This window comes from Mesorhizobium sp. L-8-3 (assembly GCF_016756615.1).
Lineage (GTDB): Bacteria > Pseudomonadota > Alphaproteobacteria > Rhizobiales > Rhizobiaceae.
Genome location: NZ_AP023262.1, coordinates 3052007 through 3076660, shown reverse-complemented (window position 1 = coordinate 3076660; position 24654 = coordinate 3052007). Strand labels below are relative to the sequence as shown.

The following is a 24654-nucleotide window of genomic DNA, read 5'->3' as shown; positions in this document are numbered from 1 at the left end:
GCGCGGCGTCATGCGCCGCGCCTGATTGCACCCGAGACACGCATGACGAAACGACCCAACATCCTGTACATAATGTCGGACGATCACGCCGCGCGCGCGATCTCCTGCTACGGTTCCGGCCTCAACAGCACCCCGAACCTCGATCGCATCGCGAATGAGGGCATGCGGCTGGACAATTGCTACGTCACCAACTCGATCTGCACACCGAGCCGGGCGGCGATCCTGACCGGCACCTACAATCATGTGAACCAGGTGACGACACTCGACACCCATATCGACAACAGGCTGCCCAACGTCGCCAAGCATCTGCGTGCCGCCGGCTATCAGACCGCGATCTTCGGAAAATGGCATCTCGGCGAAGGCAGGGCGCATGAGCCGACCGGTTTCGACGAATGGGCGGTCGTGCCCGGCCAGGGAGACTATTTCGACCCGGTGATGATCGACCGCGACGGCGAGACGATCGAGCCGGGCTACGCCACCGACATCATCACCGACAAATGCCTCGACTTCCTGTCTTGCCGGGACACCGGGAAGCCCTTCTTCCTGATGTGCCACCACAAGGCGCCGCATCGCAGCTTCGAACCGCATCCCAGGCACAGGCATCTTTACGCCGACGGCAAGCTGCCGGTGCCAGAGACCTTCGATGACGACTACAGCAATCGCGGCGCCGCGGCGGCCGCGGCCAGGATGCGCATCCGTGCTGATATGACCTACAAGGACCTCGGTCTCGTGCAACCCGAAGGCGGGGCGGAGGTCGGCGACCTTCTGGTTCCCGGCTGGAAGGACCGCAAGGTGCCTGACGTGAACCCGGGTGAGGAACTGCGGCTCATCGACGCCCTGACCGGCGAGCACCATGTCTTCACCGACCCGGCCGAGCTCGCTCTGTTCAAATACCAGCGCTACATGATGCGCTACCTGCAGACGATCGCGTCGGTCGACGAGAATGTCGGGCGCCTGCTGGACTATCTGGACGCGGCCGGGCTGACCGAGAACACGATCGTGATCTATACCTCGGACCAGGGTTTTTTCCTTGGCGAGCACGGCTGGTTCGACAAGCGCTTCATGTATGAGGAATCGCTGCAGATGCCGTTCCTCATCCGCTATCCCCCGGCGGTTCCGGCGGGCACCATATCCTCGAAGATCGCCACCAATGTCGACTTCGCCCCCACCTTCCTGGACTATGCCGGCGTGCCGATCCCGAGCTACATGCAGGGTGCCAGCATGCGCCCGCTGCTCGAGCGGCAAGCCGGCGGCGACTGGCAGGATGTCGCTTATCACCGCTACTGGATGCACAAGGACGAATTTCACAATGCCTTTGCCCATTACGGCGTGCGCGACGCCCGTTACAAGCTGATCTACTGGTACAACGAGCCGCTGGGACAGCCAGGGGCACATGGCGGCGGCGAACCGCCGGAATGGGAACTGTTCGACTGCGCGGAGGATCCGTTCGAGTTGCACAACCGCGCGGACGACCCGGCCTATGCGGATATCTTCGCCGACATGCTGGGCAAGCTCGACCGCAAGATGGCCGAGATCGGCGACCTTCCCGAGCATGACAGCGTGGCCGTCCTAGCCGGCCTGAGGCCACTCGCCGGCGTCGCCTGACACCCATCGAAGAGACCGAGCGCGTGACCGCGCGGCCCATGCCCTGGCGCGACGCCAAGCGGCCCGGATGGGCCGTGCGGCCATCGCGGCCGCCTGGATGCGATGGCATCCAGTGCCGTTGCCAGATTCCACCCATGAACTCCGGCCCATGAACTCCGGCGATGTTTCGCGCCAGATCAGTGAGTTGCCGTCCGTCGATGAAACGAGGAAACGAGACCGACGGCCGCTGTCGCCGATCGGAAGCCCGCAAAACGTGTCATGCACCGCCGCTACGCTAGGCGCCGACCTCGATTCGAGGTAGAATATTGACCAACAGGAACCAAGGAACCCGCCATGGCGCTGAGCATCAAAGATCCGGAAACCGAGCGGCTCGCCCGCAAGCTCGCCACGAAAACCGGCGAGAGCATCACCATTGCCACACGGCGGGCGCTGGAGGAGCGGCTGCGCCGCGTCAGCTCCGACGCCCGCAAGACCGCACTTCTGGAGGATCTTGCCGCCAGCCGCCGGCGCTGGAGTTCCCTGCCCGTCCTCGACAATCGCAGCGCCGATGAAATCGTCGGCTACGACGAGAATGGGCTGCCGAGCTGATGGTCATCGATACCTCGGCCATCGTCGCCATAGCGCTCAATGAGCCGGAAGCACCTTCCTTCGAGCAGCGCATTGCCGACGACCCGGTGCGCCTCATCTCTGCCGCAACCGTGCTGGAAGCGGCCATGGTGATCGAGGCCCGCTTCGGCGACCCTGGCGGCGGCGAGTTCGACCTGTGGCTGCACAAGGCCGATGTCGAGATCGTCGCGGTCAAAGCCGAGCATGCCGACCAGGCCCGCCGCGCCTGGAGGCGCTACGGCAAGGGCCGCCACCCAGCCGGGCTGAACTACGGCGACTGCTTCTCCTATGCACTGGCCGCCCTGACCGGCGAGCCCCTACTCTACAAGGGCAACGACTTTTCGCAGACCGATATCCAAGCGGCGTGAGGCACAGGATCACGCCGCCGCCTTCCGGTTCCGTATCGCGGTCAGCCGACGCCGACCTGCCCGATGTCTCGACATTGTTATCGTTTATGGGGCGCGCCAACGGTAGCCTTCCGACAGAACCGTCCTCCCCTGCCAGCCGCTGCGTGCCCATAGACCCAAGCTCGCCAACCGCGCTCGCAGCTATGCCGAGGCGGCGAGTTCCGCCAAGACGAGGCCGACTGGAAGCATTTTGCGCTTGGGCGCGCCGCCACGTTGGTCCGCCGAAGCGCCGTGCAACCCTGAACAGTCGGTTATTCGGCGGACACGACAACCGGGGGAGAACTGTAACCCATCTATCCGGTTCAATTTGTCACCATCTATCGGCTGGACACGGCGGACGAGAAGCGGCGCCGGCGCAGCAAGAAGTGCCGCTGCCTCTCCCCGTCCTTTAGGGCGGAGAGGGAGGCCTCCAAGCCGCGCTTCTCCTGGGAAGCGGAGATGCATGCTTACCCTGGTGCCGCTGGCATCATTGCTTCGGGCGCACTGCGTCGGCCGTGCCCTGGATGAAAGCGACGATCTTCTTGACCTCCTCTTCGGTCAACTTGCCCTTGAAGGACGGCATGCCACCTTCGACCAGCGGGCCGGAGAGCAGGATCTCGGGGGCATTCTCGAGCGTTTCCTTCGAGGAGAAGCCAAGGTTCGGGATGTTGCCGCCGTTGTTGACCCCGGGAACACCGTGACAGAACAGGCAGCTCGAAACGTAGAGCGCCGCGCCGGGCCCGACATCGTCCGCATGGTAGGATACGCCGGAGACCAGTTGAGCCGGCTCGCGCTGTACGAGCGGGGGCATTTCGGTTTTCCCTCCGATCTTGAATGTATAGACACGCCCTGGGCCCGCGGTCTCGGTCGCGCGCTGCATCTGGCCATAGACGCCGCCCCAGCCGACGGCGACCGATACATACTGCTCGCCGTCGAATTCCCACGTGCTGGGCGCGGCAACGACGCCGGTGCCCACAGGCGTCTGCCACAGCATATCGCCCGTCTTCGCGTTGTAGGCGACGAAGCGGCCGTCTGCCGTGCCTTGGAACACGAGATTGCCCGCCGTCGTCAGCGTGCCGCCGTTCCAGGGGGAAACGTAGGGAACTCGCCAAACCTCCTTCTGTGCGACAGGGTCCCACGCCAGCAGGTGGCCGTAGGGCGTCATCTTCGGCGCCGCCGTGTTGAACAGGTAGCCGAGGTTCCAGCCGAGGTTGGACATGGCCTCGCCAGGCACATGCGTGTTCAGCTTCCAGTCCGGATTCGGCTGCACCACCAACGGCACGCCCTGGGCAGGGATGTAGACCAAGCCGGTCTGGGGATTGAACGACATGGGGTGCCAATTGTGGGCGCCATAGGGGCTGGGGATCGTCTCCCAGGGCTTGTCGGGCGAGCGTGCGCCCTCGGCCTCGATCGGGCGGCCGTCGGCGCCATAGTCCTCTGCCCAGGTCACCTCGACGAATTTCTCGGCCGAAATGAAATCGCAATTGGTGCGGTCGACCACGTAGAAGAAACCGTTTTTCGGCGCGTGCAGCCACACCTTCCGCTCCCGTCCGCCGATCGTCAGGTCGGCCAGTATGATGTGCTGGGTCGAGGTGTAGTCCCAGCTGTCGCCGGGCGTCTCCTGATAGTGGCAGGCATACTCGCCATTGTTGGGATCCAGCGCCACGACCGAAGCGAGATAGAGATTGTCGCCGCCGGCCGGACTGCGCTTCAGCCGGCTCCACGGACTTCCGTTACCCGTGCCGATGTAGAGGCGGTCGAGTTCCGGGTCGTAGGCCATTGAGTCCCAGACCGTGCCGCCCCCGCCGGCCTCCCACCATTTCACCGCGGGGTCCCAGGTCTTGGCCGCTTTTTCCATGGCTTCGTTCTCGAAGCCCTTGGCCGGGTCGCCGGGCACCGTGTGCCAGCGCCACTTCAGCTCTCCGGTCGCAACATCGAAGGCGCTGACATAGCCGCGCACGCCATATTCCGCGCCGGCATTGCCGATCAGCACCATGTCCTTGATGATGCGCGGCGCACCGGTGATGGTGTAGGACATCTGCCGGTTCTCGATCGTGTCGATCTTCCACAGCCGCTGTCCTGTCGCTGCGTCGATGGCGTGCAGATACCCGTCGAAGGCGCCGACGAACACCTTGCCTTCGTGCACCGCGACCCCACGATTGACCACGTCGCAGCATCCTTTGTAGGCATAGTCCTTCGGCACCTCGGGATCGTAGCGCCAAAGTTCCTTTCCCGTGCGGGCCTCGAGCGCATGCACGACGCTCCAGGACGAAGAAACATACATCACGCCGTTGACGACCAGCGGAGTCGCTTCGACACCGCGTCGGGATTGCAGGCTGGTGGACCAGGCGAGGCCGAGCTGCCCCACATTGTCCGCGTTGATCGCCGAGAGCTTGCTGTAGCGGGTTTCCTGGTAGTCCAGGCCGTAGCTCGGCCAGTTCTTCGTCTCTGCGCGGTTGGCGATGATCGTCTGCGAGTTCACCTGCGCAGTCGCGGCCTTGATCTGCTCGGCTGTGAGATCCTGGGCTGCCGCATATCCCGACAACAATGCCGCGATGCTCGCAGCCATGGCTCCGACGTGTCTTCTCATGGGTTCCTCCCTGGCAAACCGGCTGGGGTACGGCCTTGTGTTCCTCCCTGCGACCGCACTGGATGGGATGCTAGGCGCAGCCGGCCCGGCTGGCTTGGATTTTTCCGCCAAGGCCGCCACCAAATGATCGAAAGTCCATCTTTTCAGGCAGTGCCGGGCATGTAAGCTGCCGGCATGCCGTGTTCGCAAGGGGATATGCGAAAACGGCAGCACGTCGGGAGGAGGACGAGGTGCAGTTCGAAGAGTGGGACGCCAATCTAAAATCGACTTGCGGCCACTATGACAGTGTGCCCGGGCCAGGCCGGCGAACCGTAAACGGCCACTTCACGGCGTTTACGATGTGCGGCCTGGACGTTGCCAATCTCGCCTGCGACATCGACCGGATCGACCGCACACACGACGGCATCCGCCGCGACGAAACGGAATACCTGTTCCTGTTGCTCCAGTTGTCCGGCAGTACGAGCATCGAACAGCACGGTCGACAAGCGACGCTCGCGCAGGGAGACTTCTACCTGCTGGACTCAACTCGAACCGCCACCTTGCGCTACGAATGCACTCCGGCCCACATCCTGTCCTTGCACCTGCCGCGCGCCTCGATCCTGCTCGAATCGGAGGGCCGGCTCCGCATCGGCGAGGCACTCGACGCCAAGACGGCGGCGGCAAGACGGCTTCATCGGTGTTTTCGCGAGAGGCACTCGCGCCCCGACACGGATCCCGAGTTTCTCTTCGATCTTGCCCGTCTTGCCTTTTCGACAGATCCGGGAAGCTGCGACGCCGGCATGGCGAGTTCAAGCAAGAGCCGGTTCGAACTGGCGGTGCGGGAAATGGAATCCAGTCTCACCCGGCCCGAGCTTTCCCTGGCGTGGCTGGCACGGCGCGTCGGCATCTCCGAACGCCAGCTTCAGCGCGATTTTCTTGCCCGTGGCTCAAGTTTCGTAAGGCTTCTGCGCGATCGGCGGTTGAGACTTGCGGCTGAGATCATCGACGTCGCCTTCCGCGCGGGACGGGCCCTGTACATAACGGAGGTTGCACTGGCGGCCGGGTTCAGGGATCTTTCCAACTTCAACCGCGCCTTTCGCTCGCGGTTCGGTTGCACACCGAGCGAATACGCGGTTCGAATTCCTCGTCGCCAATGTGAAACCGGCATCCGCACCTTGAGCTGACTGCGGCCGAGCCGATTCAAGCCGCGCCTCATCCTCGCACAAGCTTGGACCGCTAGTTTCGGCTGCCGGCGCTCTGCGCCGTGCGTTCCGCAAGAAATGGCGAAGCAGTCGAATGGCGATCACCGACACTACAATTGTTCCCCCGATCGGCAGGCACGGCCGCGACATCGGCTTCGCGATCGGCATCCTCGCCATCCTGTCGGTTCTGTTCCTGCCGATCCCGGCTTTCCTCATCGACGTTGGCCTGGCCGTCTCGATCGCTCTCTCCGTGCTGATCCTGATGGTGGCGCTGTGGATTCCGCGCCCGCTCGACTTCTCCTCGTTTCCGACGGTGCTTCTGATCGCCACCATGCTGAGGCTGTCCCTCAACATTGCGACGACCCGCGTGATCCTGTCGCACGGCAACGAAGGCACCAACGCGGCTGGCTACGTGATCGGCGGCTTCTCCAAGCTGGTGATGAGCGGCGACTTCGTGATCGGCCTGATCGTCTTCCTGATCCTCATCGTCGTCAACTTCATCGTCATCACCAAGGGTTCGACCCGTATCGCCGAGGTCGGCGCCCGCTTCACCCTCGATGCCATCCCCGGCAAGCAGATGTCGATCGACGCCGACCTTTCGGCAGGGCTGATCAACGAGAAGGAAGCACAGCTGCGCCGCCGCGAGCTCGAGGAGGAAAGCTCCTTCTTCGGCTCCATGGACGGCGCCTCCAAATTCGTGCGCGGCGATGCGATCGCCGGCCTCATCATCACCGCAATCAACATCGTCGGCGGCATCACCATCGGCTATATGCGGCACAACATGAGCCTCGGCGAAGCGGCCGACGTCTTCGTGAAGCTGTCGGTGGGCGACGGCCTGGTGACGCAGATCCCCGCGCTGGTGGTGTCGCTCGCCGCAGGCCTGCTGGTGTCGAAGGGCGGCACACGCGGCTCGGCCGACCAGGCAGTGTTCGGCCAGCTCTCGGCCTATCCGCGCGCCCTCTACGTCGCTTCGCTGCTGCTCATCCTGCTGGCCCTCATGCCCGGCCTGCCGGCCTTCCCCTTCATGATACTGGCGGCACTGCTGGCCTCGGTCGGCTACGTCATCCCGTTGCGCCGCGACCAGGCCATCGCCGAAGCGGCGAGGTCGGAGAAGGAGAAGCAGGCCAGCAAGGATGAAGAGGAAAAGCACTCGATCAAGAACTCGTTGCGCACGCCCGAGATCGAGCTTCTCATCGGCAAGCAGCTCTCGACGAGGCTTCTCGCCTCGCATCAGGAACTGGCCTTCCGCATGGGCAAGATGCGCAAGAAGTTCGCGACACAATACGGCTTCGTGGTGCCCGAAGTACGGCTGACCGACGATTTCAGCATCCCTTCCAAGACCTATCAGATCAAGGTCCATGGCACGGTGGTGGCCGAGCACCAGATGCGCGTCGGCGAGGTGATGGTACTGCTGGGTTCCAGCCACCCGCCGGACCTGCCCGGCGAAGAGGTGCGCGAACCGGCCTTCGGCATGCGCGCCTTCTCCGTGCCGGAAACCTTCGCGGACGACCTGAAGCGCGACAACTTCACCTTCGCCGACAACATGTCCGTGCTGCTGACGCATCTGAGCGAGGTGATCCGCAACAACCTGCCGCAGCTCCTGTCCTACAAGGACATGAAGGCGCTGATCGAGCGGCAGGACCAGGAATACCGCAAGCTCGCCGATGAGATCTGCACCTCGCACATCACCTATCCCGGCCTTCAGGCTGTGCTGAAGCTGCTGCTCGCCGAGCGCGTGTCGATCCGCAACCTGCACCTCATCATCGAGGCCATCGCCGAGATCGCGCCGCATGTCCGTCGCACCGAGCAGATCGTGGAGCATGTCCGCATCCGCATGTCGCAGCAGATCTGCGGCGACCTGACCGAGGGCGGCGTGCTGAAGGTGCTGCGGCTCGGCAACCGCTGGGACCTCGCCTTCCACCAGAGCCTGAAGCGCGACGCCAAGGGCGAGATCCGCGAGTTCGACATCGACCCCAGGCTGCTGGAGGAATTCGGCCAGGACGCCTCGAAGGTCATCCGCGCGCAGATGGAGGCAGGCGAGCGTTTCGCCCTGGTGACGGCGCCCGACGCCCGGCCCTATGTGCGGATGATCATCGAGCGCCTGTTCGCGACGCTGCCCGTGCTCAGCCATGTCGAGATCGCCAAAGGTGTCGAGATCCGGGTGCTCGGGGCGATTTCATGACTTCAGACGGTTTGCCACCCGTATCGGCCCATTCCGCAGGTGACAGACGGACCTTCGGGCTTTCGGGCGGCGGGCGCCCGAAAAACGGAATGGATCAAATCGGGTGGTGAACGGTTTCGACGCGGCGCAGCTCGTGCTGGCCGCCTTCATGGCATTCTGCCGCATCGGCGGCTGCTTCATGGTGATGCCCGGCCTCGCCAGCATCAGGGTGCCGATGCAGGTGAGGCTGTTCGTCTCCCTGGCCGTTGCCATGGCGCTGCTCGCCAACACATGGGACCAGATCGCGCCCTTCGCGCGCAGGGAACTCGACGCCGTATCGATCCTGATGGTCTCCGAGCTGCTGATCGGCGTGCTCATCGGCCTTCTGGCGCGCCTCTATCTCCTGGCGCTGCAGTTCATCGGCTCGGCGATCGCCATGACGGTGGGCTTCAACGGCATGGGCGGCACGGCCATCGAAGAGGCGGAGCCGCAAGCCGCGCTGGCCACGCTGATCTCGTTCTCGGCGTTGCTTTTGCTGTTTGTGCTCGACTTCCACCATGAGGTGGTCAAGGCCTTGCTCGCCTCCTACCGCATCCTGCCGCCGGGCACGCTGTTCAATCCGCAGTCGGCGTTGATCGACCTGACCGACACGCTGTCGCAGAGCTTCATGGCCATGCTCAGGCTCGGCAGCCCCTTCATCGCCTATTCGCTACTGGTCAATCTCGCCATCGGCTTCGTCAACAAGCTGACGCCGCAGATCCCGGTCTACTTCATCTCCCTGCCCTTCGTGCTCGGGGCCGGCCTGGTCCTCGTCTATTTCGGCATCGGTCCGTTCCTGCGGCTTTATGCCGACGGCTTCGTGCCGATGACGATCGGGCGCTGAACCCATGACGTCCCGCACAGATCGCCTTCGCCAGCTCGTCGAGCTGCAGAAGCAGTTGAAGGCGATACACGAGATTCGCCATGCAGGCCTCGTGCGCGAAGCCGCCGCCGCCCGGGAGGAAGCGGACGCTCTGATGGCTCAGTCCGCGGAGCAATCGCCGGTCGCCAGCGTGTTCGCCGATCTCTACACCAGGCGCATCGGCGCCGCGCTTGTTCGCAAGGACGAGAAGGACCGCCTCGCCCGCGAGGAAGCCGGTCGAATCGCTTCCGAGACAGCGCGCGCCAACATCGTCAGGCGATACTATCAGGAAGCGCTGCTGCAGGAGGAAAGGATAGCCGCCGAACGGGAGGCGCTGGAAACGATCACGCGACAAGCGACTGAAAAATAAGCATTTTTCCGAGCAAGCCTGCGGCAAGCTTGATCGCCCATAGTGCGACTATCGCGAACAGCCACAGGATTCCCGGACTTGGCAATCTCTCCTCCCAGCGACATCGTTCTCGACGTGGCCCAGGCGGTGGGCAAGACGGATATCGAGGCCGCCCGCGCCCGGCTCGCCGATGCGAGCGCGGCACGGCGCGCCGGTGCCTTCGCGCTGAGCGAGCCGACGGAGGCGGGATCGGAAGCCGAGGCGACGCGCAAAGGCAAGGAGAGTTTCGTCAAGTTCGAGTCCATGGTGCTGCGCAACTTCGTCGAGGCGATGCTGCCCAAGCAGAGCGAGTCCGTCTATGGCAAGGGCTTGGCCGGCGATATGTGGAAATCGATGCTGGCGGAGCAGATCTCGGATGTGATGGCCGAGCGCGGCGGCATCGGCATCGCCGACCGCGTGCTCGGCGATTTCTATGTGGATGGCGACCGCAAGGTCGCGCTGTCGGGCGTTTCGAAAGGCCCCGAGCGCGAAGCCAGGGACACCCAGGCCATGCTTTCGGACGCATTGGTGCAGGAGATCCAGCGCAACGTCATGAAGGCCTACGGCGAGGATCCGACGGCGGAGCGCTGGGGCGAAAAGAGCTGAGCGGTTCCGCAGGAGCCTACCTCAGTCTGCTGGCAGAATCAGAGCGAGGCGGGCAGTGCATCGACACGCCGATGCCAACCCGCGGAGGAATCATCTGAGCGTCCTCCCACGTGGAGCGACCGAAACGAAGAACGGATGCAATGTCGAAAAACTCGGACACCCCGAATCAGACGAACGCCCGGCCCGACCTTGCCGCGCTCCCGGGCGGGCGCCCGCATATGCTGGCCGCCGTCGTCGCCCGGATCGAAGAGACGATCGAGAGCGAGACACAGTCGATCCGCAGCGACGTCAACTTCGACCTCAAGGCTTCCAATGCTCGCAAGAGCAGGCATCTCTACGAGCTGAACCGGGCGATCAAGGGTCTCGGGCCCGACGACCTGCGGCCGGAGGATCGGGAGGGCATCCTGCGCCTGCGCCACAAGCTGGCCCTCAACGAGGCGACGATCCGCGCCCATCTCGGCGCCGTGTCGGAGATCGCGGCACTCGTGCAGAACGCGATCGAGCGGCATGAAGCAGACGGCACCTACTCCTCGACCGGCTTCGCGGTGGCGATGCGGCCATGATCAAATTCGTCGCCGCCGCTTTTTGGCTGTGCGCCGTCACGGTCGGCACGGTCTTCTATTCCTTCTCGCAGGCCAGCCAGCAGGCCGGGCGGGCCGAAAGCGCACCGGCTTATTTCGGCGGCCTGGACTATGTGAAGGCCGACATGATCTCGGTCCCCCATATCCGGGACGCCAGGGTCGACGGCTATGTGCTGGCCCAACTCGTCTATACGGCGAAGCCGGCCGATCTCAACAAGCTCAGCATCCCGATCCAGAACCTGCTTCTCGACCAAGTCTATTCCTACATCTATTCCGACCCGGATTTCGACATGACGAGATTCGACCTCGAGGGTTTCAAGACCGGCTTGCGCGACAGCATCAACAAACGGGTCGGCTCCGAGCTCATCCACGAGATCCTTGTCGAGCAGATCGACTACATCCCGAAATCCGACATTCGCGAAAAGACCCCGCAGCGCCGCGTCGCGCCGCGCCAGGTCACCGCAGGTCCGGCCGGCCACGATGCAACCGTCACGCCGGCAGCTCCGGCGGAGGCCACAGGCAGCCATTGAAGCGCGACTCGCTGCCTCGCGCAGCGCATGCTGCATCCTTTTGGAAGTTGACGTTATATTATGTTATAATATGTGATGTCGTTCCATCGCGGGGACATAAGCGCCGTCCCGGCCGATCACGGACGGGACTCAGTCGCAGGCGACGGCGATCTGTGCCATGAAAAGATCGCCAGAAGCGTCGAGGCAGCATGTCTGTGAGCACAATCAGTCGTCCCCCCGCCCGGAACTCGAAAAACGCCAAGCCGGAGACGAACCGGCCGCATGAGGCCGCTGCGCCACCGAGCGTGCCGCCATTGCGAAAGATACTTGGCTACAAGCTCCGGCGCGCGCAACTCTCCGTCTTCCAGGATTTCCTGCAGGCTTTCACCAGGATGAAGCTACGCCCGGCCGAATTCTCGGTCCTGGCGCTGATCGCGGAGACGCCGGGGCAGAAGCAAAGCAAGATCGCCGAGCAACTCGGCATCAAGCGCGCCAATTTCGTCGCGCTGATGGACGGGCTTGAGCGGCGCGGGCTGGCCGAACGGCGCAAGGCCGACAGCGACCGCCGCTCGCACTCGGTCCATCTGACACCGGAAGGCACGCGCTTCGTCAAGAAGATGGCCGTCATATGGGCACAACATGAAGAGCGCCTTGTCGAAAGGCTCGGCGGCCCGGAGGAGAAGGAGCGGCTGATCGCCTTGCTGGACAAGATCATCGATCCGTCTGCCCGGCGGTGATTCGCGACAGACAAGTCAGGAAACGGCGATCTCGATCAGAAGATCGCCGGCCCTTGTCTGCTCGCCGGCCGCGACATGGACGGCGCGGACTGTGCCAGCCCCTTGCGCCGGCAGCGTCGTCTCCATCTTCATCGCTTCGACGACGACCAGCATCTGCCCGGCAGACACGGCATCGCCCGGCTGAACAGCGACCGCGCGCACCAGCCCAGAGACAGGCGAGACGACGCGCGAGGGGTCGGCCGCCGCCGCGCGGGCCGCGAGACGGTCGGGCTCGGTGAAATGGAAGGTGCGGCCGTCGCGGTCGAGCCGGAGCCCATCGCTGCCAACGAGCGCCAGCGAGTTTCGCGCGAGGCCGCCATGCGTATAGCGAATCTGAGGCAGCGCAAGCCGAAGGTCGCCGATCCCGGCCTCGACGCCGTCGACAAGGATCGCAGCCAGCCTTCCCCGTTCGAAGCGGACCACGGTTTCCCGGCTGAGATCACCGCACCGCAGCGTGATCGGGCATTCCGCAACGCCGGTCGAGCGGAACCAGCCGCCGCCCGAAGCGAGCGCCAAAATCGCGGCGGCAAGGGCGAAGTCCTCCGGCGTCGGGACAGGCGCGGCAAGCATCGCCGCGCCGTCTGCGACCCATCGGTCGAGCAGTCCGGTGGTCACCGCCCCAGCGACGAATTCGTCAGTACCGAGCAGATCGACGAGGAACGTCCGGTTGGTGCCGGGGCCGATGAGCGGCGCGCGGCGCAGCGCCTGACGCAGCCGGGCCGTGGCTTCGTCGCGGTCGCGCCCGTGGGCGACAATCTTCGCCAGCATCGCGTCGTAGAAGGGCGTCACGAAGTCACCTTCCCTGACGCCGCAATCCACCCTGATGCCATCAAGCCGCTCGATCTCGGCCGGCCGCCAGTGCAGGATCTCGCCGGTCTGCGGCAGGAAGCCCGCATAGGGGTCCTCGGCATAGAGGCGCGCTTCGATCGCGTGGCCGCGCAAGGCGATGTCACCCTGCCCGGCAGGCAGTTCCTCCCCACACGCCACCCGCAGCTGCCATTCGACCAGATCGAGGCCAGCGATCATCTCCGTCACCGGATGCTCGACCTGCAGCCGCGTGTTCATCTCCAGGAAGAAGTGGCTGCCGTCCGGCCCGACGATGAACTCGACGGTACCGGCGCCACAGTAGTCGACCGCGCGCGCCGCCTTGACCGCGTCGGCGCCGAGCGCCGCGCGCAACGCTGCGTCGACGGCCGGCGACGGCGCCTCCTCGACCACCTTCTGGTGACGGCGTTGCGTGGAGCAATCGCGCTCGCCGAGATGGATGCAGTTCCCCTTGCTGTCGCCGAAGACCTGGATTTCGATGTGCCGTGCCTCGACGACCAGGCGCTCCAGAAGCAGGCTTCCGTCACCGAAGGCGTTCTCGGCCTCGCTGCGTGCGCCAATGATTGCCGCGGGGAGATCCGCAGCCTTCATGACCTGGCGCATGCCGCGCCCCCCGCCGCCGGCCGCCGCCTTGATCAGCAGCGGGTAGCCGATGCGATCGGCCTCTACGGCGAGCCGCTCCGCGGACTGGTCGTCGGCCGCATAGCCCGGCACGACTGGAACGCCGGCCTTTTCCACCAGCGCCTTCGCGCGGGCCTTGTCGCCCATGGCTCGGATCGCCGTCGGCGACGGTCCCACGAAGGTCAGGCCGGCTGCCAGGCAGGCTTCGGCGAGGTCGGCATTCTCCGACAGGAAACCGTAGCCCGGATGCACCGCATCCGCCCCGGCCTGGAGAGCCGCAGCGATCACCGCGCCGATATCGAGATAGGATTGCCGCGGCAGGTCGCCGCCGATGCGGACGGCCTCGTCAGCCATGGCCACATGCAAAGCGTCGCGGTCGGCGTCGCTGTAGACGGCCACCGTCGCGATGCCCATCCGTCGCGCCGTACGCGTCACGCGGCAGGCGATCTCGCCGCGATTGGCGATCAGCAGCTTGCGGATCGTCATTGTTCCGATTTCGCCGCGCGCTTCTTGTTCGACATTCCCGGCAGCGTGCCCTCGAGTTTGCAGATGATGCCGAGCATGACCTCGTCGGCGCCGCCGCCGATCGACACCAGGCGCGTGTCGCGATAGGCCCGGCTCACCGGATTGTCCCATGTGAAGCCCATGCCGCCCCAATATTGCAGACAGGCATCGGATGTCTCGCGCACCAGGCGCCCGCATTTCAGCTTCGCCATGGAGGCAAGCCGGGTGACGTCCCCGCCCGCCACATATTGCTCGACGGCGCTCCAGGTGAGCGCGCGCAGCGCCTCGACCTCGGTGCGCAGTTCCGCCAGCCGGAAATGCACCGCCTGGTTGTCGAGCACCGGCTTGCCGAAGGACTGGCGCTGGCCGGTGTATTCGATGGTCAGATCGATCATGCGGTCGAGCCCCTTCAGCGAGCTCGCTGCCGCATAGAGGCGCTCCTCCTGGAACTGTATCATCTGCATGGTGAAGCCCATGCCCTCCTCGCCGATCAGGTTCCGGCGCGGCACCCGCACCTCGTCGAAGAAGAGCTGCGCCGTGTCGGACGAATTCATGCCGATCTTGCGGATCTTGCTGCGGGTGATGCCCCTGGCGTCCATCGGCACGGCGATCAGCGACTTGTTCTGGTGGACCTGGCCCTCCGAAGTGTTGGCGAGCAGGCAGCACCAGTCGGCCTGCATGCCGCTGGTGATCCACATCTTGGTGCCGGAGATCACATAATCGTCGCCGTCCTTTCGGGCGGTCGTGCGGATCGCGGCGACGTCGGAGCCGCCGCCCGGTTCCGAAACGCCGAGGCAGCTGACGACGTCGCCGGCGATCGACGGGGCGAGGAAATTGCGCTTCACATGGTCGGAGCCGAAGCGGTTGAGCGCCGGCGTCGACATGTCGGTATGCACGCCGATCGCCATCGGCACACCGCCGCAATTCACCAGGCCCAGTTCCTCCGCCATCACCATGGAGTAGGAGAAGTCGAGGCCGAGCCCACCATAGGCCGGATCGTATTTGATGCCGAGCAGGCCGAGATCGCCGAGCTTCTTGAACACCTCGTGCGAGGGGAACTGTTCCGCCTCCTCCCAGGCGTCGACGTAAGGGTTGAGCTCCGTCTCGACGAATCTCGCGACCGTCCTGCGAAGCTCCTCATGTTCCGGCGTGAACTGCATCGATTTCTCCTCCCGGGTCTGTGCTAAACCCCTCATCCGACCTCGCCCTCGCGGGCGAGGCCACCTTCTCCCACAAGGGGAGAAGGCCGGAGCCTGGCTTCACCTGCTCTGCAAATCGTCAACGTCTGCGATCGGCCGGGGGGCAGCTGCAGCACTCCCTTCTCCCCTTGTGGGAGAAGGTGGCCGCGCGAAAGCGCGGTCGGATGAGGGGTACTCGCCACCATCCACCTACATCCGCGCCACGCCAAAGCTGTTCGGCCGCAGTCGCCTGCGCGCACCTTCGGCCGCGATGCTAAGGCAGAGCGCCAGGATCGCGCGGGTGTCGCGCGGATCGATGATGCCGTCGTCCCATAGCCGCGCCGTCGCGAACAGCGCATCGGACTGCGCCTCCACGCCCGCTTTGATCTGCCGCGAGCTCTTCTCCAGCGCCGCCTCGTCGACCGCCGAGCCGTCGCGCGCCAACTTGCCGCGCGCGACGATCTCCATCACCTTGGCGGCCTGCTCGCCGCCCATCACCGCCGTTCGGGCCGAGGGCCAGGAGAAGATGAAGCGCGGCGAGAAGCCCCGCCCGCACATGCCGTAATTGCCCGCGCCATAGGAACCGCCGACGACGATGGTGAATTTGGGCACACGGGCGTTGGCGACCGCCTGGATCATCTTCGATCCGTGCTTGATCGCCCCTTCGCGCTCGGCGGCGGTTCCGACCATGTAGCCCGTCGTGTTCTGCAGGAAGACAAGCGGCGTGCCGGCCTGGTCGCAGAGTTGGATGAACTGTGCCGCCTTCACCGATCCGCCGGGCATGATCGGGCCATTGTTGGCGACGATGCCGACCCGGTGGCCGTCGATCGCGGCATGGCCACACAGCGTGTCGGGCGCGTATTCCGCCTTGAACTCCAGCCACTCCGAGCCGTCGACGATGCGGGCGACGATCTCCTTCATATCGAAGGGAGCCTTGTCGTCGGCGGGCACGAGACCCAGAAGCTCCTCGGCGTCGTGAAGCGGCGCCCTGCCCGCCGCCCGAGCCTCGAGCCGGTCCCAATCGAGATTGCGCATGATCTCGCGACCGATGGCGACGGCCTGCAGATCGTCCTCGGCGACATATTCGCCGAGCCCGGTGACCCGGCCATGTATATCGGCGCCGCCGAGATCCTCGTCCTCGGCATCCTCGCCGATCGCCGCCTTGACCAGCGGCGGCCCGGCCAGGAAGATCCTGGAGCGGCCGCGAACCAGCACGACATAATCCGACAGTCCGGGCAGATAGGCGCCGCCCGCGGTCGACGAGCCATGCACGATGGCGATCTGCGGGATACCTGATGCCGACAGCCGCGCCTGGTTGGCGAATGCCCGCCCGCCCTCTACGAACATTTCCGACTGGTAGAGCAGGTTCGCGCCGCCGCTTTCCACCAGGTAGATGAGCGGCAGGCCGTTCTCGAAGGCGATCTCATGCAGGCGCAGCGCCTTCTTCAATCCCATTGGCGGGATGGTGCCGCCCTTGATGGCGCTGTCCGACGCCGAAACGATACACCGGGTCCCGGAAACGACACCGATGCCGGCGATGGTGCCGCCTCCCATGATGTTCTTGCCGCCGTCGTCGTCATGCATCCTGTAGCCGGCGAGCGGCGAAAGCTCGAGGAACGGCGCGCCGCGATCGAGCAGCCTTTCGACCCGCTCGCGCGGCAGGATCTGGCCCCTCTCCTCGAAGCGCGCCTTCCTGGAGGCCGAGTTGCGCCGCACCGCGTCTTCGAGTGTCCGCACCCTTGCCAGCTTCGAGGCCATCGCCTCGGCATTGGCCTGGAAGCTCGGCGAACGCGGATCGAGCGCGCTGGCGATGACAGGCATCAGCCCTTGTCCTCGCCGGAGAGCACCTCGGGCACGACAGCTCGGTGAAAACCGTCAAAGGGCGCGGTGCTTCTGCCCTTGCCGATCGGGAACAGCGCCGAGCCGAGCGGCCCGCCGCCGTCGATCGGAACGGTCACGCCGGTCACGAAGGAGGCCGCCGGCGACAGCAGGAAGCAGACGACGGAAGACACTTCCGCCTCGACGCCGATCCGGCCGAGCGGCACATGGCTCTTCAGTTGCGGAATGAGCGTCCGCGTCATGCCGCCATAGGTGTCCATGCCCGAGGACGCGATCCAACCCGGCGCGACGCAATTGACGCGGACGCCGGCGGGCGCCCACTCATAGGCGGCCGACTTCGTCAGATTGACCATGCCGGCGCGCGCTGCGCCCGAATGCGCCATGCCGGGCATGCCGCGCCACATATCGGCGGCCATGTTGACGACAGCTCCGCCATGACGCTCCATCGACTGGAGGAAGACCTCGCGCATGACGAGGAAACCGCCCGTCAGATTGTTGGCGACCACTGCCTCGAAGCCCTTCCTGGAGATGGCGGCGAGCGGCGCCGGAAACTGGCCTCCGGCATTGTTGACCAGCCCGTGGATGCGGCCGTTCCGGCCGACGATCGCGCCGACGGCCGCCTTCACCGCTTCCTCGTCTCGTATGTCGAAGGCATGGGCTTCCGCGCTGCCGCCGTCCTCCACGATCTCGGCAAGGACGCGGTCGAGTTTCTCCTGCTTCCGGCCGGTGATCACGACATGGGCGCCGAGGCTGGCGAGCTCATGCGCGATGCAGCGCCCGATTCCGCTGCCGCCGCCGGTGACGACATGCACCTCGCCGCCGAAGCAGCCGTCACGCAGGACGCTCCTGTAACCCATATGACGCAGTCTCCTCTTGGTCCGGGACGCTAAATCACGTTGACGTAAACGTCAATCCGCCGCTATATGCCGGCACCGGTTGCTGCCGAGGACGGATTTGTCCTTGTCACACGCTCGCGCTAAGCAGGTTTCGGAAAAGTGTTCTGCGGTTCTCCGATAAGAACCTGCGGCAAGAGGATAGGCTAGGCAGGTTTGGCGTGGGCGAAGCCACGCAAACCTGCTTTAGAGTCGGGCGATCGCGCAAATCGGTCGGGAACAATCAGAAGGACAGGAACGATCATGGCCATCCAGGACATTGCCGAGAAGCTCAAGGAACGCGTCGCCAGCGCTGGTTTCGAACGTTCGGTGAAATTCGACACCGGCGCCGATGGGGTGATCGTGATCGACGGCGCCGGCGTGTCGACGACGGATGCGCCGGCCGACTGCACGATCAAGTTGTCGCTGGAGGATTTCGAGGCGCTGATCGCCGGTGACCTCAATCCGACCATGGCCTTCATGAGCGGCAAGATCAAGGTCGAGGGCGACATGAGCGTCGCCATGGCACTGAGCCAGCTGCTCTGAGCAGCCAGCACCCCTGAGCACGGAAAGCCCGGATCGACGCCGGGCTTTTGTTGCACCGACAAGCGCTTCGGCGCAATGCAGGCGCAATCCTGATGCATGAGATCGGGCTGCAGTAGTCATTCCGCAGGGACATTCATGACAGTCAGAAGCCGGGCCATATCCGTGGCGGCCATCGCATGTGCGGCCTTTCTCGCCGGCTGCGTCGAAGAGCGTTACGACGGGCCGGATTGGGACGCGCCGATCTACGAGCCGGGCCGGCCGGACTACGAATATGACCCGCGCTACGAGCCGCGGCCGCGATACCCTCGCTACGAGCCTCGTCCGGATTACTACGAGCCGCGGCCGCGCTATCCCGGCGGCGACCATTACCGCCCACGCCCACCGCGCGAGGAACCGCGTGGTGAGTATCGTCCGAGGCCGGTGCGCGAAGAGCCGCGCGGCGAGTACCGTCCACGGCCACCCCGTGAAGAACCTCGTCCTTCGCGTCCGAGGGAGGAGCCCCGCCCGTCGCGTCCGCAAACCGTGGACTGCACGGCAACGCCGAACCGGGTGGAATGCGCACGACGCCGTACGGGCACAGGCGGCACGGACAACCCGGCCGGCGAGATAATCCAGCCCGAACCTCAGCCGCGCCGCGCCGGCGGCTGACAAGAAAGTCAATCGGCGGTTCGACCGACGGCCCGAAGTCGGAGATCTTCGGGCCGTCTTCCTTCGTGCCTTCAGGCTGCGAGCCAGGCGGCGCGGCGTCTCGTCCGGCGGCCACTCGCCCTGAGCACGCCTTCCGCACCGTCGAGCGCGCCCGGCTGCAGTTCCAGCCCTAGGAAACGGTGGCGCTCGTAGGGGCCGGGCATGGCGAGGTCTCCGGTCTTTTCGGCCGAGAAACCGAAGCGCTCGTAGTAGGGCGCGTCACCCACGAGCAGGATCGCCCGGTGCCCGAGCCTCCTGGCCTCCTCTATCGAATGACGCATCAGCGCGGAGCCGAGGCCGGCGCCCTTCAAGTCGGGATCGACCGCCAGCGGACCGAGCAGAAGCGCCTTGCCGCCATGCTCGCCCAGCCTGACGTCCCACAGCCGCACAGTGCCGATGAGCGCACCCGACGCGTCACGCGCGGCAAAGGCGAGGCCTTCCGACGGCCTGCGGCCGCGACGCAGCTTCTCCGACGACTTGCGCTTGCGGCCAGAACCCATGGCACGGTCGAGCAGAGCCTCGCGCGCCGGCATGTCGGCCGCGGTCTCGGCGACGACGACGACGGCCGATGCGTCGGGGACGATGTCGCCGGAGGGCGACGAGAGAAGCGATTTGTCCATTTTCCGCGATCCTTCACCAGCGGAGATTTGTCCACGAGCGAGCCGCCGCGCGCGAAAAGCCGCGCGCTGCGGGGATCTGACGGTCCAAGCGGATTCCCATCGGAAAGCCGTTTGGCGGGTGCGCGTCGGAACCGGTTCCGGCGGAGGCGCCCGAGCCGTCAGATCACGTAGGATCGGAGCGGCTCGAAGCCGTTGAAGGCGACCGAGGCGTAGGTCGTCGTGTAGGCGCCCGTCCCCTCGATCAGGACCTCGTCGCCGATGGTCAGCGAAACGGGCAGCGGATAGGGCGTCTTCTCGTACATCACGTCGGCCGAGTCGCAGGTCGGGCCGGCCAGCACGCAAGGCGCCACGACGTCGCCGTCGCGCGGGGTCACGATCGGGTAGCGGATCGCCTCGTCCATCGTCTCGGCGAGGCCGCCGAACTTGCCGATGTCGAGGTAGACCCAGCGCACATTATCGTTGTCGGCCTTCCTGGAGATCAGCACGACTTCCGACTTGATGACGCCCGCATTGCCGACCATGCCGCGGCCCGGCTCGATGATGGTCTCCGGGATATTGTTGCCGAAGTGCTTGCGCAGCGCGCTGAAGATCGCCTGGCCGTAGGCCTGCGCCACCGGCACGTCCTTCAGATAACGCGTGGGGAAGCCACCGCCCATATTGACCATGCCGAGCACGATGCCCTCCTCGGCAAGCGCCGCGAAGACCGCCTTGGCATCGCCCAGCGCGCGGTCCCAGGCCGACAGATCGCACTGCTGGGAGCCGACATGGAAGGACACGCCATAGGCGTCGAGCCCGAGCGTCCGGGCATGGCGCAGCACGTCGACGGCCATATCAGGCACGCAGCCGAACTTGCGCGACAGCGGCCACTCGGCGCCGGCGCCGTCGGTCAACACCCGGCAGAAAACGCGGGCGCCGGGAGCGGCGCGCGCGACCTTCTCCACCTCCTCGACGCTGTCGACGGCGAAGAGACGGATGCCGAGCTGGTAGGCGCGCGCCACGTCGCGCTCCTTCTTGATGGTGTTGCCGTAGGAGATGCGGTCTGCGGTCGCGCCTGCATCCATCGCCATCTCGATCTCGGCGACCGAGGCGGTGTCGAAGCAGGAGCCCATCGAGGCCAGCAGCCGCAGGATCTCGGGCGCGGGATTGGCTTTCACCGCATAGTAGATCCGGGAATCCGGAAGCGCTTTCTCGAAGGCGCGGAAATTGTCGCGCACGACATCGAGGTCGACGATGAGGCAGGGGCCGTTCGGACGTCGGGCGGCGAGGAAATCGAGGATGCGCTGCGTGGCCATCGGGTCTCTCCAATCACGCCCATTCGGGCGCGCAAACAGGCAGCGGTTGCGCGGGCAGTCGGCCTCGCGAACACGCAGTTGGACAAAGGTCGCGGTCGCATGCCCATGGTGCCAGTCGGTGGAGACACCGGAACCATGAACGCGTGACCACACGGCGATGAGCAAAAGCCTTCGCGGCTGAAGCTCGCTTTGTCTGCCTTGGCTTGGATTGGGAAACCCGCTCCGCACTGCCGGCAATGAAGGTGTGCCTCTTCAGTAACCCCGGTCTATGGACGACCGGCAGACACCAGAAAGGCCCGCACCGTCGTTGCTTCAAGGCGTCCTCGGCTATGCGGTTGGCCGCTTAACCGACCGGGCTCGTTAACTCCCGGGTACCGTCCCGATGACCTCGCCATTCGAGGGTCGGGGGACGCCCACAGGCACGTGCGACTTTGGGCAAGGGCGGATATAGGAGGGTCGACCGTCACAATCAATTAAAATCGCGACGCCGCTTGAAAAAATCCGTCCTGCGAACAATGCTCTCGCAATTGTATCCGGATTCTGAACGATGGCTGGCGGCGCCAACAGCTTCAACGCTTTCCTCGGTTACAGCCAAGTGGCTGTTCCCAATGCGCAATCCGGCCCGCTGGCACGGCTTTCGCTGGCCGTGAAGGATATATTCGACGTGGCCGGCTACAGGACCGGTTGCGGCAATCCCGACAAGTTCGCGGAGGCTCGGCCGGCGACGCGGACGGCGCCTGCGGTGCAGACGCTTCTCGACGCCGGGGCGCGATTCGTCGGCAAGACCCAGACCGACGAACTGGCTTTCTCGATGATGGGGCTCAACGCGCATTTCCCGAGCCCGGTGAATGCGGCCGCCCCGGACCGGGTGACCGGCGGCTCGTCCTCCGGCTCGGCCGCCGCCGTCGCCGCCGGGCTCGCCGCGATCGCCGTCGGTTCGGACACCGGCGGGTCCATCCGCGCGCCGGCCAGCTTCTGCGGGCTGATCGGCCTGCGCTCGACGCATGGCCGCATTTCCCTGGAGGGCGCGATGCCGCTCGCGCCGAGCCTCGACACCTTCGGCTGGTTCGCCGAGGACATCGAGGTCTACGAGGCCGTCGGCAAGCTGTTGCTCGGACGCGATCCGGCCCGCGCTTCGCTTGCCCGGGCTCTCACCCTGCCCGACCAGGAAGCACTGCTTGCCGGTCCGGAAGAGACGGCCGAATACCGGCGGATAGGGGCCTTCGCCGGTGCGGTCCAGGAAACGCCCTGGCCCTTCACCTCGACCGTCGACGAACTCTATTGGTGTTTCCGCCGTCTCCAGTCGCACGAGGCCTGGGCCGCCCACGGCGCCTGGATATCGGCGGCGGACCGGCGCCTGGGGCCAGGGGTCAAGGAACGCTTCGAATTCGGCGCCGGCATCGGGGACAAGACGGTCAAGGCCGAGACGGTGCGCCGGCTGGTCTTTCGGGCGGAGCTGGAGGCCCTGCTCGGTGCCGACGGCGTGCTCGTCCTGCCGACCGTGCCGGGAGCCGCGCCGCTCAAGGCGTCGGGCTTCGAGACGACACAGGCCTATCGCGAGCAGGCGCTGCGCATGCTCTGCCTCTCGGGACTATCCGGCTTCCCGCAGATCACCCTGCCGCTCGGCAAGGTCCAGGGTGCGCCTTTCGGCCTGTCGCTGCTCGGTCCCGCCGGCAGCGACATCGCGCTGATCCGCCTCGGCAGGAAGCTTCTCGAAAGAGCGAAGGGCGGCTGATTTCACATGGACACCTTGACCCGCATGCGCGCCTTCATCGACGTGGTCGAAGCCGAAGGCTTTTCGGCCGCGGCCCGCAGGATCGGCCGCTCGAAGGCGCTGCTGTCCAAATATGTGCGCGAGCTCGAGGACGAACTCGGCGCGCTGCTGCTCAACCGCACGACCCGCCAGTTCTCGCTGACCGAGGCGGGCCATACCTACTATCGGCGCGCCTCCGAGATCCTGCGGGAGATCGACACCCTGGCCGATGCGGTGCGCGAATCCTCGGGCGACGTGCGCGGCCGCATCAAGCTATCGGCGCCGCGCACCTTCGCCGACGCGCCGATCGGGCAATCGCTGATCGACTTCGCCAAGGAATATCCTGACATCGTGCTGGAGATCGACCTCGACGACCGGTTCGTCGATCTGGTCGAGGAAGGTTTCGACCTGGCGATCCGCATCTCGCGCCTGGAGAATTCCTCGCTCATCGCACGGCGGCTCTCGCCGTTCTCGGTGGTCGTGTGCGCGTCGCCCGAGCTCATCGAGAAGCACGGCCTGCCCGAGCGCCCGCAGCAGCTCGCCGCCTTGCCCTGCATCATCGACACCAATGGCCGCTGGCTCTCCAACTGGCCGTTCAAGGGCGATTCGGGCGAGACGTTCAGCGTCTCGGTCGCCGGCCCGATCGAGGTGAACAGCCCGCTCGCCTCACGTGCGGCTGCGCTCGCCGGTCTCGGTTTCGCCATCCTGCCCGACTTCATCGCGGCGCCCGAGGTCGAGGCCGGGCGCCTGGTGACGGTGCTGCATGATCGCGTCCTGACCGGAGGCGGCATTTTTGCGGTCTATCCGCACCGCCGATACCTGCCGGCCAAGGTGCGCGTGTTCGTCGACTTCCTGGTGCAATGGTTCAAGACCCGCGATCAGATGTGATCGCCTCGTCATGGTGCGGTCCCAATTTCGCCGGTTTTGTGCTAACTGTGGCAACTCCAATCCGTGGGGACAAATCGGCATGCAACTGAAAGGACGACGAGCGATTCCGGCGACCGCCCTCGTTGCGCTCCTGACGTCGACCGTGCCGGCGAGCGTTCATCCGCACGTCTTTGCCGAGGCTCGGCTCGAGGTGATGCTCAATTCCGACCGGACGGTGAAATCGCTGCGCCACCTGTGGCGCTTCGACGACGTCTTCTCCAGCACGGTGCTGATGGAATTCGACAAGAACGCCGATCTCAAGCTCGACGACGCTGAACTGCAGGAGATCGCCGAAACGATCCACGCCTCGCTCGCCGAATACAACTACTTCCAGGTGGTGACTCTCGACGGGAAGGACGTGGCGATGAAGCCGCCGCCGGCCCTGATGGTCAATTACGAGCAGGACCAGTTGATCGTGCTGTTCGAATCGGAGCCGAAGGCGCCGCTGAAGCTCACCGGCAAGGTCGATTTCGGCGTCTATGATCCGACCTTCTACACGGCGATCGACTTTACCGAGGACACCAACATGGCGGTTGCCGACCTGCCTGCCGGCTGCAGCCGGTCCGTCATCAGACCCGATCCCGACGAGGCGCTCGCCCAGAACCAGGCGACGCTGACCGAGCAGTTCTTCAACGATCCGGCCGGAACGGATATGTCGAAGATCTTCGCCACCAAGCTGGAACTCACCTGCCAAGGATAG

The 24654-nt window shown here is 65.3% G+C and carries 23 protein-coding genes; 16 read left to right on the top strand and 7 right to left on the bottom strand.

The annotated features are described in order from the left end of the window. Window positions 1–42: 42 nt before the first annotated feature. The 3 genes from JN302_RS14395 to JN302_RS14385 all read left to right on the top strand — a co-directional run bounded on the left by JN302_RS14395 (window position 43) and on the right by JN302_RS14385 (window position 2579). The gene (locus JN302_RS14395; RefSeq protein ID WP_202313021.1) at window positions 43–1605 is read left to right on the top strand and encodes a sulfatase family protein; all 1563 of its coding nucleotides are present in this window, start codon (window positions 43–45) and stop codon (window positions 1603–1605) included. Between the two features lie 333 nt (window positions 1606–1938). Next, window positions 1939–2193, top strand: a complete 255-nt coding sequence (locus tag JN302_RS14390; protein WP_202313020.1) for a type II toxin-antitoxin system VapB family antitoxin — start codon at window positions 1939–1941, stop codon at window positions 2191–2193. Further along, window positions 2193–2579 (top strand): type II toxin-antitoxin system VapC family toxin, encoded by a 387-nt coding sequence (locus JN302_RS14385; protein WP_202313019.1) that lies wholly within the window; start codon window positions 2193–2195, stop codon window positions 2577–2579. The genes JN302_RS14390 and JN302_RS14385 overlap by 1 nt, the downstream gene beginning before the upstream one ends. Window positions 2580–3084: 505 nt before the next feature. Here JN302_RS14385 and JN302_RS14380 read toward each other — a convergent pair. Next, window positions 3085–5187 (bottom strand): PQQ-dependent dehydrogenase, methanol/ethanol family, encoded by a 2103-nt coding sequence (locus JN302_RS14380; RefSeq protein ID WP_202333336.1) that lies wholly within the window; start codon window positions 5185–5187, stop codon window positions 3085–3087. Window positions 5188–5417: 230 nt separating this feature from the next. Between JN302_RS14380 and JN302_RS14375 the strand changes: the two genes are divergently transcribed. From JN302_RS14375 to JN302_RS14340, 8 genes are all read left to right on the top strand, one after another. Beyond that, a complete protein-coding gene (locus JN302_RS14375; RefSeq protein ID WP_202333335.1) occupies window positions 5418–6350 on the top strand; it encodes a helix-turn-helix domain-containing protein in 933 nt (310 codons plus the stop codon). Between the two features lie 112 nt (window positions 6351–6462). Then, a complete protein-coding gene (gene flhA, locus JN302_RS14370; protein ID WP_202333334.1) occupies window positions 6463–8550 on the top strand; it encodes a flagellar biosynthesis protein FlhA in 2088 nt (695 codons plus the stop codon). Between the two features lie 148 nt (window positions 8551–8698). Beyond that, the gene (fliR, locus tag JN302_RS14365; RefSeq protein WP_202334289.1) at window positions 8699–9412 is read left to right on the top strand and encodes a flagellar biosynthetic protein FliR; all 714 of its coding nucleotides are present in this window, start codon (window positions 8699–8701) and stop codon (window positions 9410–9412) included. A gap of 4 nt (window positions 9413–9416) precedes the next feature. Then, the gene (locus tag JN302_RS14360) at window positions 9417–9800 is read left to right on the top strand and encodes a hypothetical protein (RefSeq protein ID WP_202333333.1); all 384 of its coding nucleotides are present in this window, start codon (window positions 9417–9419) and stop codon (window positions 9798–9800) included. Window positions 9801–9878: 78 nt separating this feature from the next. After that, window positions 9879–10424 carry a rod-binding protein gene (locus tag JN302_RS14355; protein WP_202333332.1) on the top strand — a complete coding sequence of 182 codons (546 nt, stop codon included), beginning with the start codon at window positions 9879–9881 and terminating at the stop codon, window positions 10422–10424. A 140-nt stretch (window positions 10425–10564) separates the two neighbouring features. Continuing rightward, window positions 10565–10987, top strand: a complete 423-nt coding sequence (locus JN302_RS14350; protein ID WP_202313008.1) for a hypothetical protein — start codon at window positions 10565–10567, stop codon at window positions 10985–10987. Further along, a complete protein-coding gene (locus JN302_RS14345; RefSeq protein ID WP_202333331.1) occupies window positions 10984–11535 on the top strand; it encodes a hypothetical protein in 552 nt (183 codons plus the stop codon). Before JN302_RS14350 ends, JN302_RS14345 begins: the two co-directional genes overlap by 4 nt. A gap of 284 nt (window positions 11536–11819) precedes the next feature. Further along, window positions 11820–12251, top strand: coding sequence for a MarR family winged helix-turn-helix transcriptional regulator (locus JN302_RS14340; RefSeq protein ID WP_446720756.1), 432 nt, complete (start codon window positions 11820–11822; stop codon window positions 12249–12251). Window positions 12252–12266: 15 nt separating this feature from the next. Here JN302_RS14340 and JN302_RS14335 read toward each other — a convergent pair whose 3' ends face one another. The 4 genes from JN302_RS14335 to JN302_RS14320 all read right to left on the bottom strand — a co-directional run bounded on the left by JN302_RS14335 (window position 12267) and on the right by JN302_RS14320 (window position 18114). After that, window positions 12267–14222 carry an acetyl/propionyl/methylcrotonyl-CoA carboxylase subunit alpha gene (locus tag JN302_RS14335; protein WP_202333330.1) on the bottom strand — a complete coding sequence of 652 codons (1956 nt, stop codon included), beginning with the start codon at window positions 14220–14222 and terminating at the stop codon, window positions 12267–12269. After that, the gene (locus tag JN302_RS14330) at window positions 14219–15400 is read right to left on the bottom strand and encodes an acyl-CoA dehydrogenase family protein (RefSeq protein ID WP_202333329.1); all 1182 of its coding nucleotides are present in this window, start codon (window positions 15398–15400) and stop codon (window positions 14219–14221) included. Before JN302_RS14330 ends, JN302_RS14335 begins: the two co-directional genes overlap by 4 nt. A 228-nt stretch (window positions 15401–15628) precedes the next feature. Next, on the bottom strand, window positions 15629–17239 hold the full coding sequence (locus JN302_RS14325; protein WP_202313000.1) for an acyl-CoA carboxylase subunit beta: 1611 nt from the start codon (window positions 17237–17239) through the stop codon (window positions 15629–15631). Further along, complete coding sequence (locus tag JN302_RS14320) at window positions 17239–18114, bottom strand: SDR family oxidoreductase (protein ID WP_244743315.1); 876 nt, start codon at window positions 18112–18114, stop codon at window positions 17239–17241. Before JN302_RS14320 ends, JN302_RS14325 begins: the two co-directional genes overlap by 1 nt. Window positions 18115–18393: 279 nt before the next feature. Here JN302_RS14320 and JN302_RS14315 point away from each other — a divergent pair, with 279 nt between their 5' ends. Next, complete coding sequence (locus JN302_RS14315; RefSeq protein WP_202312999.1) at window positions 18394–18675, top strand: SCP2 sterol-binding domain-containing protein; 282 nt, start codon at window positions 18394–18396, stop codon at window positions 18673–18675. A 135-nt stretch (window positions 18676–18810) separates the two neighbouring features. Next, window positions 18811–19323: a hypothetical protein gene (locus tag JN302_RS14310; RefSeq protein ID WP_202333328.1), complete on the top strand. Its 513-nt coding sequence runs from the start codon at window positions 18811–18813 to the stop codon at window positions 19321–19323. Window positions 19324–19394: 71 nt separating this feature from the next. Here the strand turns inward: JN302_RS14310 and JN302_RS14305 are convergent, their stop codons facing one another. Together JN302_RS14305 and odc2 are read right to left on the bottom strand one after the other, a co-directional pair. Then, on the bottom strand, window positions 19395–19982 hold the full coding sequence (locus tag JN302_RS14305; protein WP_202333327.1) for a GNAT family N-acetyltransferase: 588 nt from the start codon (window positions 19980–19982) through the stop codon (window positions 19395–19397). A 158-nt stretch (window positions 19983–20140) separates the two neighbouring features. Next, window positions 20141–21274: an ornithine/lysine decarboxylase gene (gene odc2 / locus JN302_RS14300; RefSeq protein ID WP_202312996.1), complete on the bottom strand. Its 1134-nt coding sequence runs from the start codon at window positions 21272–21274 to the stop codon at window positions 20141–20143. A 547-nt stretch (window positions 21275–21821) separates the two neighbouring features. On the opposite strand from odc2, the gene JN302_RS14295 reads away from it, so the two are divergent. The 3 genes from JN302_RS14295 (at window position 21822) to JN302_RS14285 (ending at window position 24654) form a co-directional block, all read left to right on the top strand. Further along, a complete protein-coding gene (locus JN302_RS14295) occupies window positions 21822–23009 on the top strand; it encodes an amidase (protein ID WP_202333326.1) in 1188 nt (395 codons plus the stop codon). Window positions 23010–23015: 6 nt separating this feature from the next. After that, window positions 23016–23915 carry a LysR family transcriptional regulator gene (locus tag JN302_RS14290; protein ID WP_202312992.1) on the top strand — a complete coding sequence of 300 codons (900 nt, stop codon included), beginning with the start codon at window positions 23016–23018 and terminating at the stop codon, window positions 23913–23915. 79 nt (window positions 23916–23994) lie between these two features. Continuing rightward, a complete protein-coding gene (locus JN302_RS14285) occupies window positions 23995–24654 on the top strand; it encodes a DUF1007 family protein (protein WP_202333325.1) in 660 nt (219 codons plus the stop codon).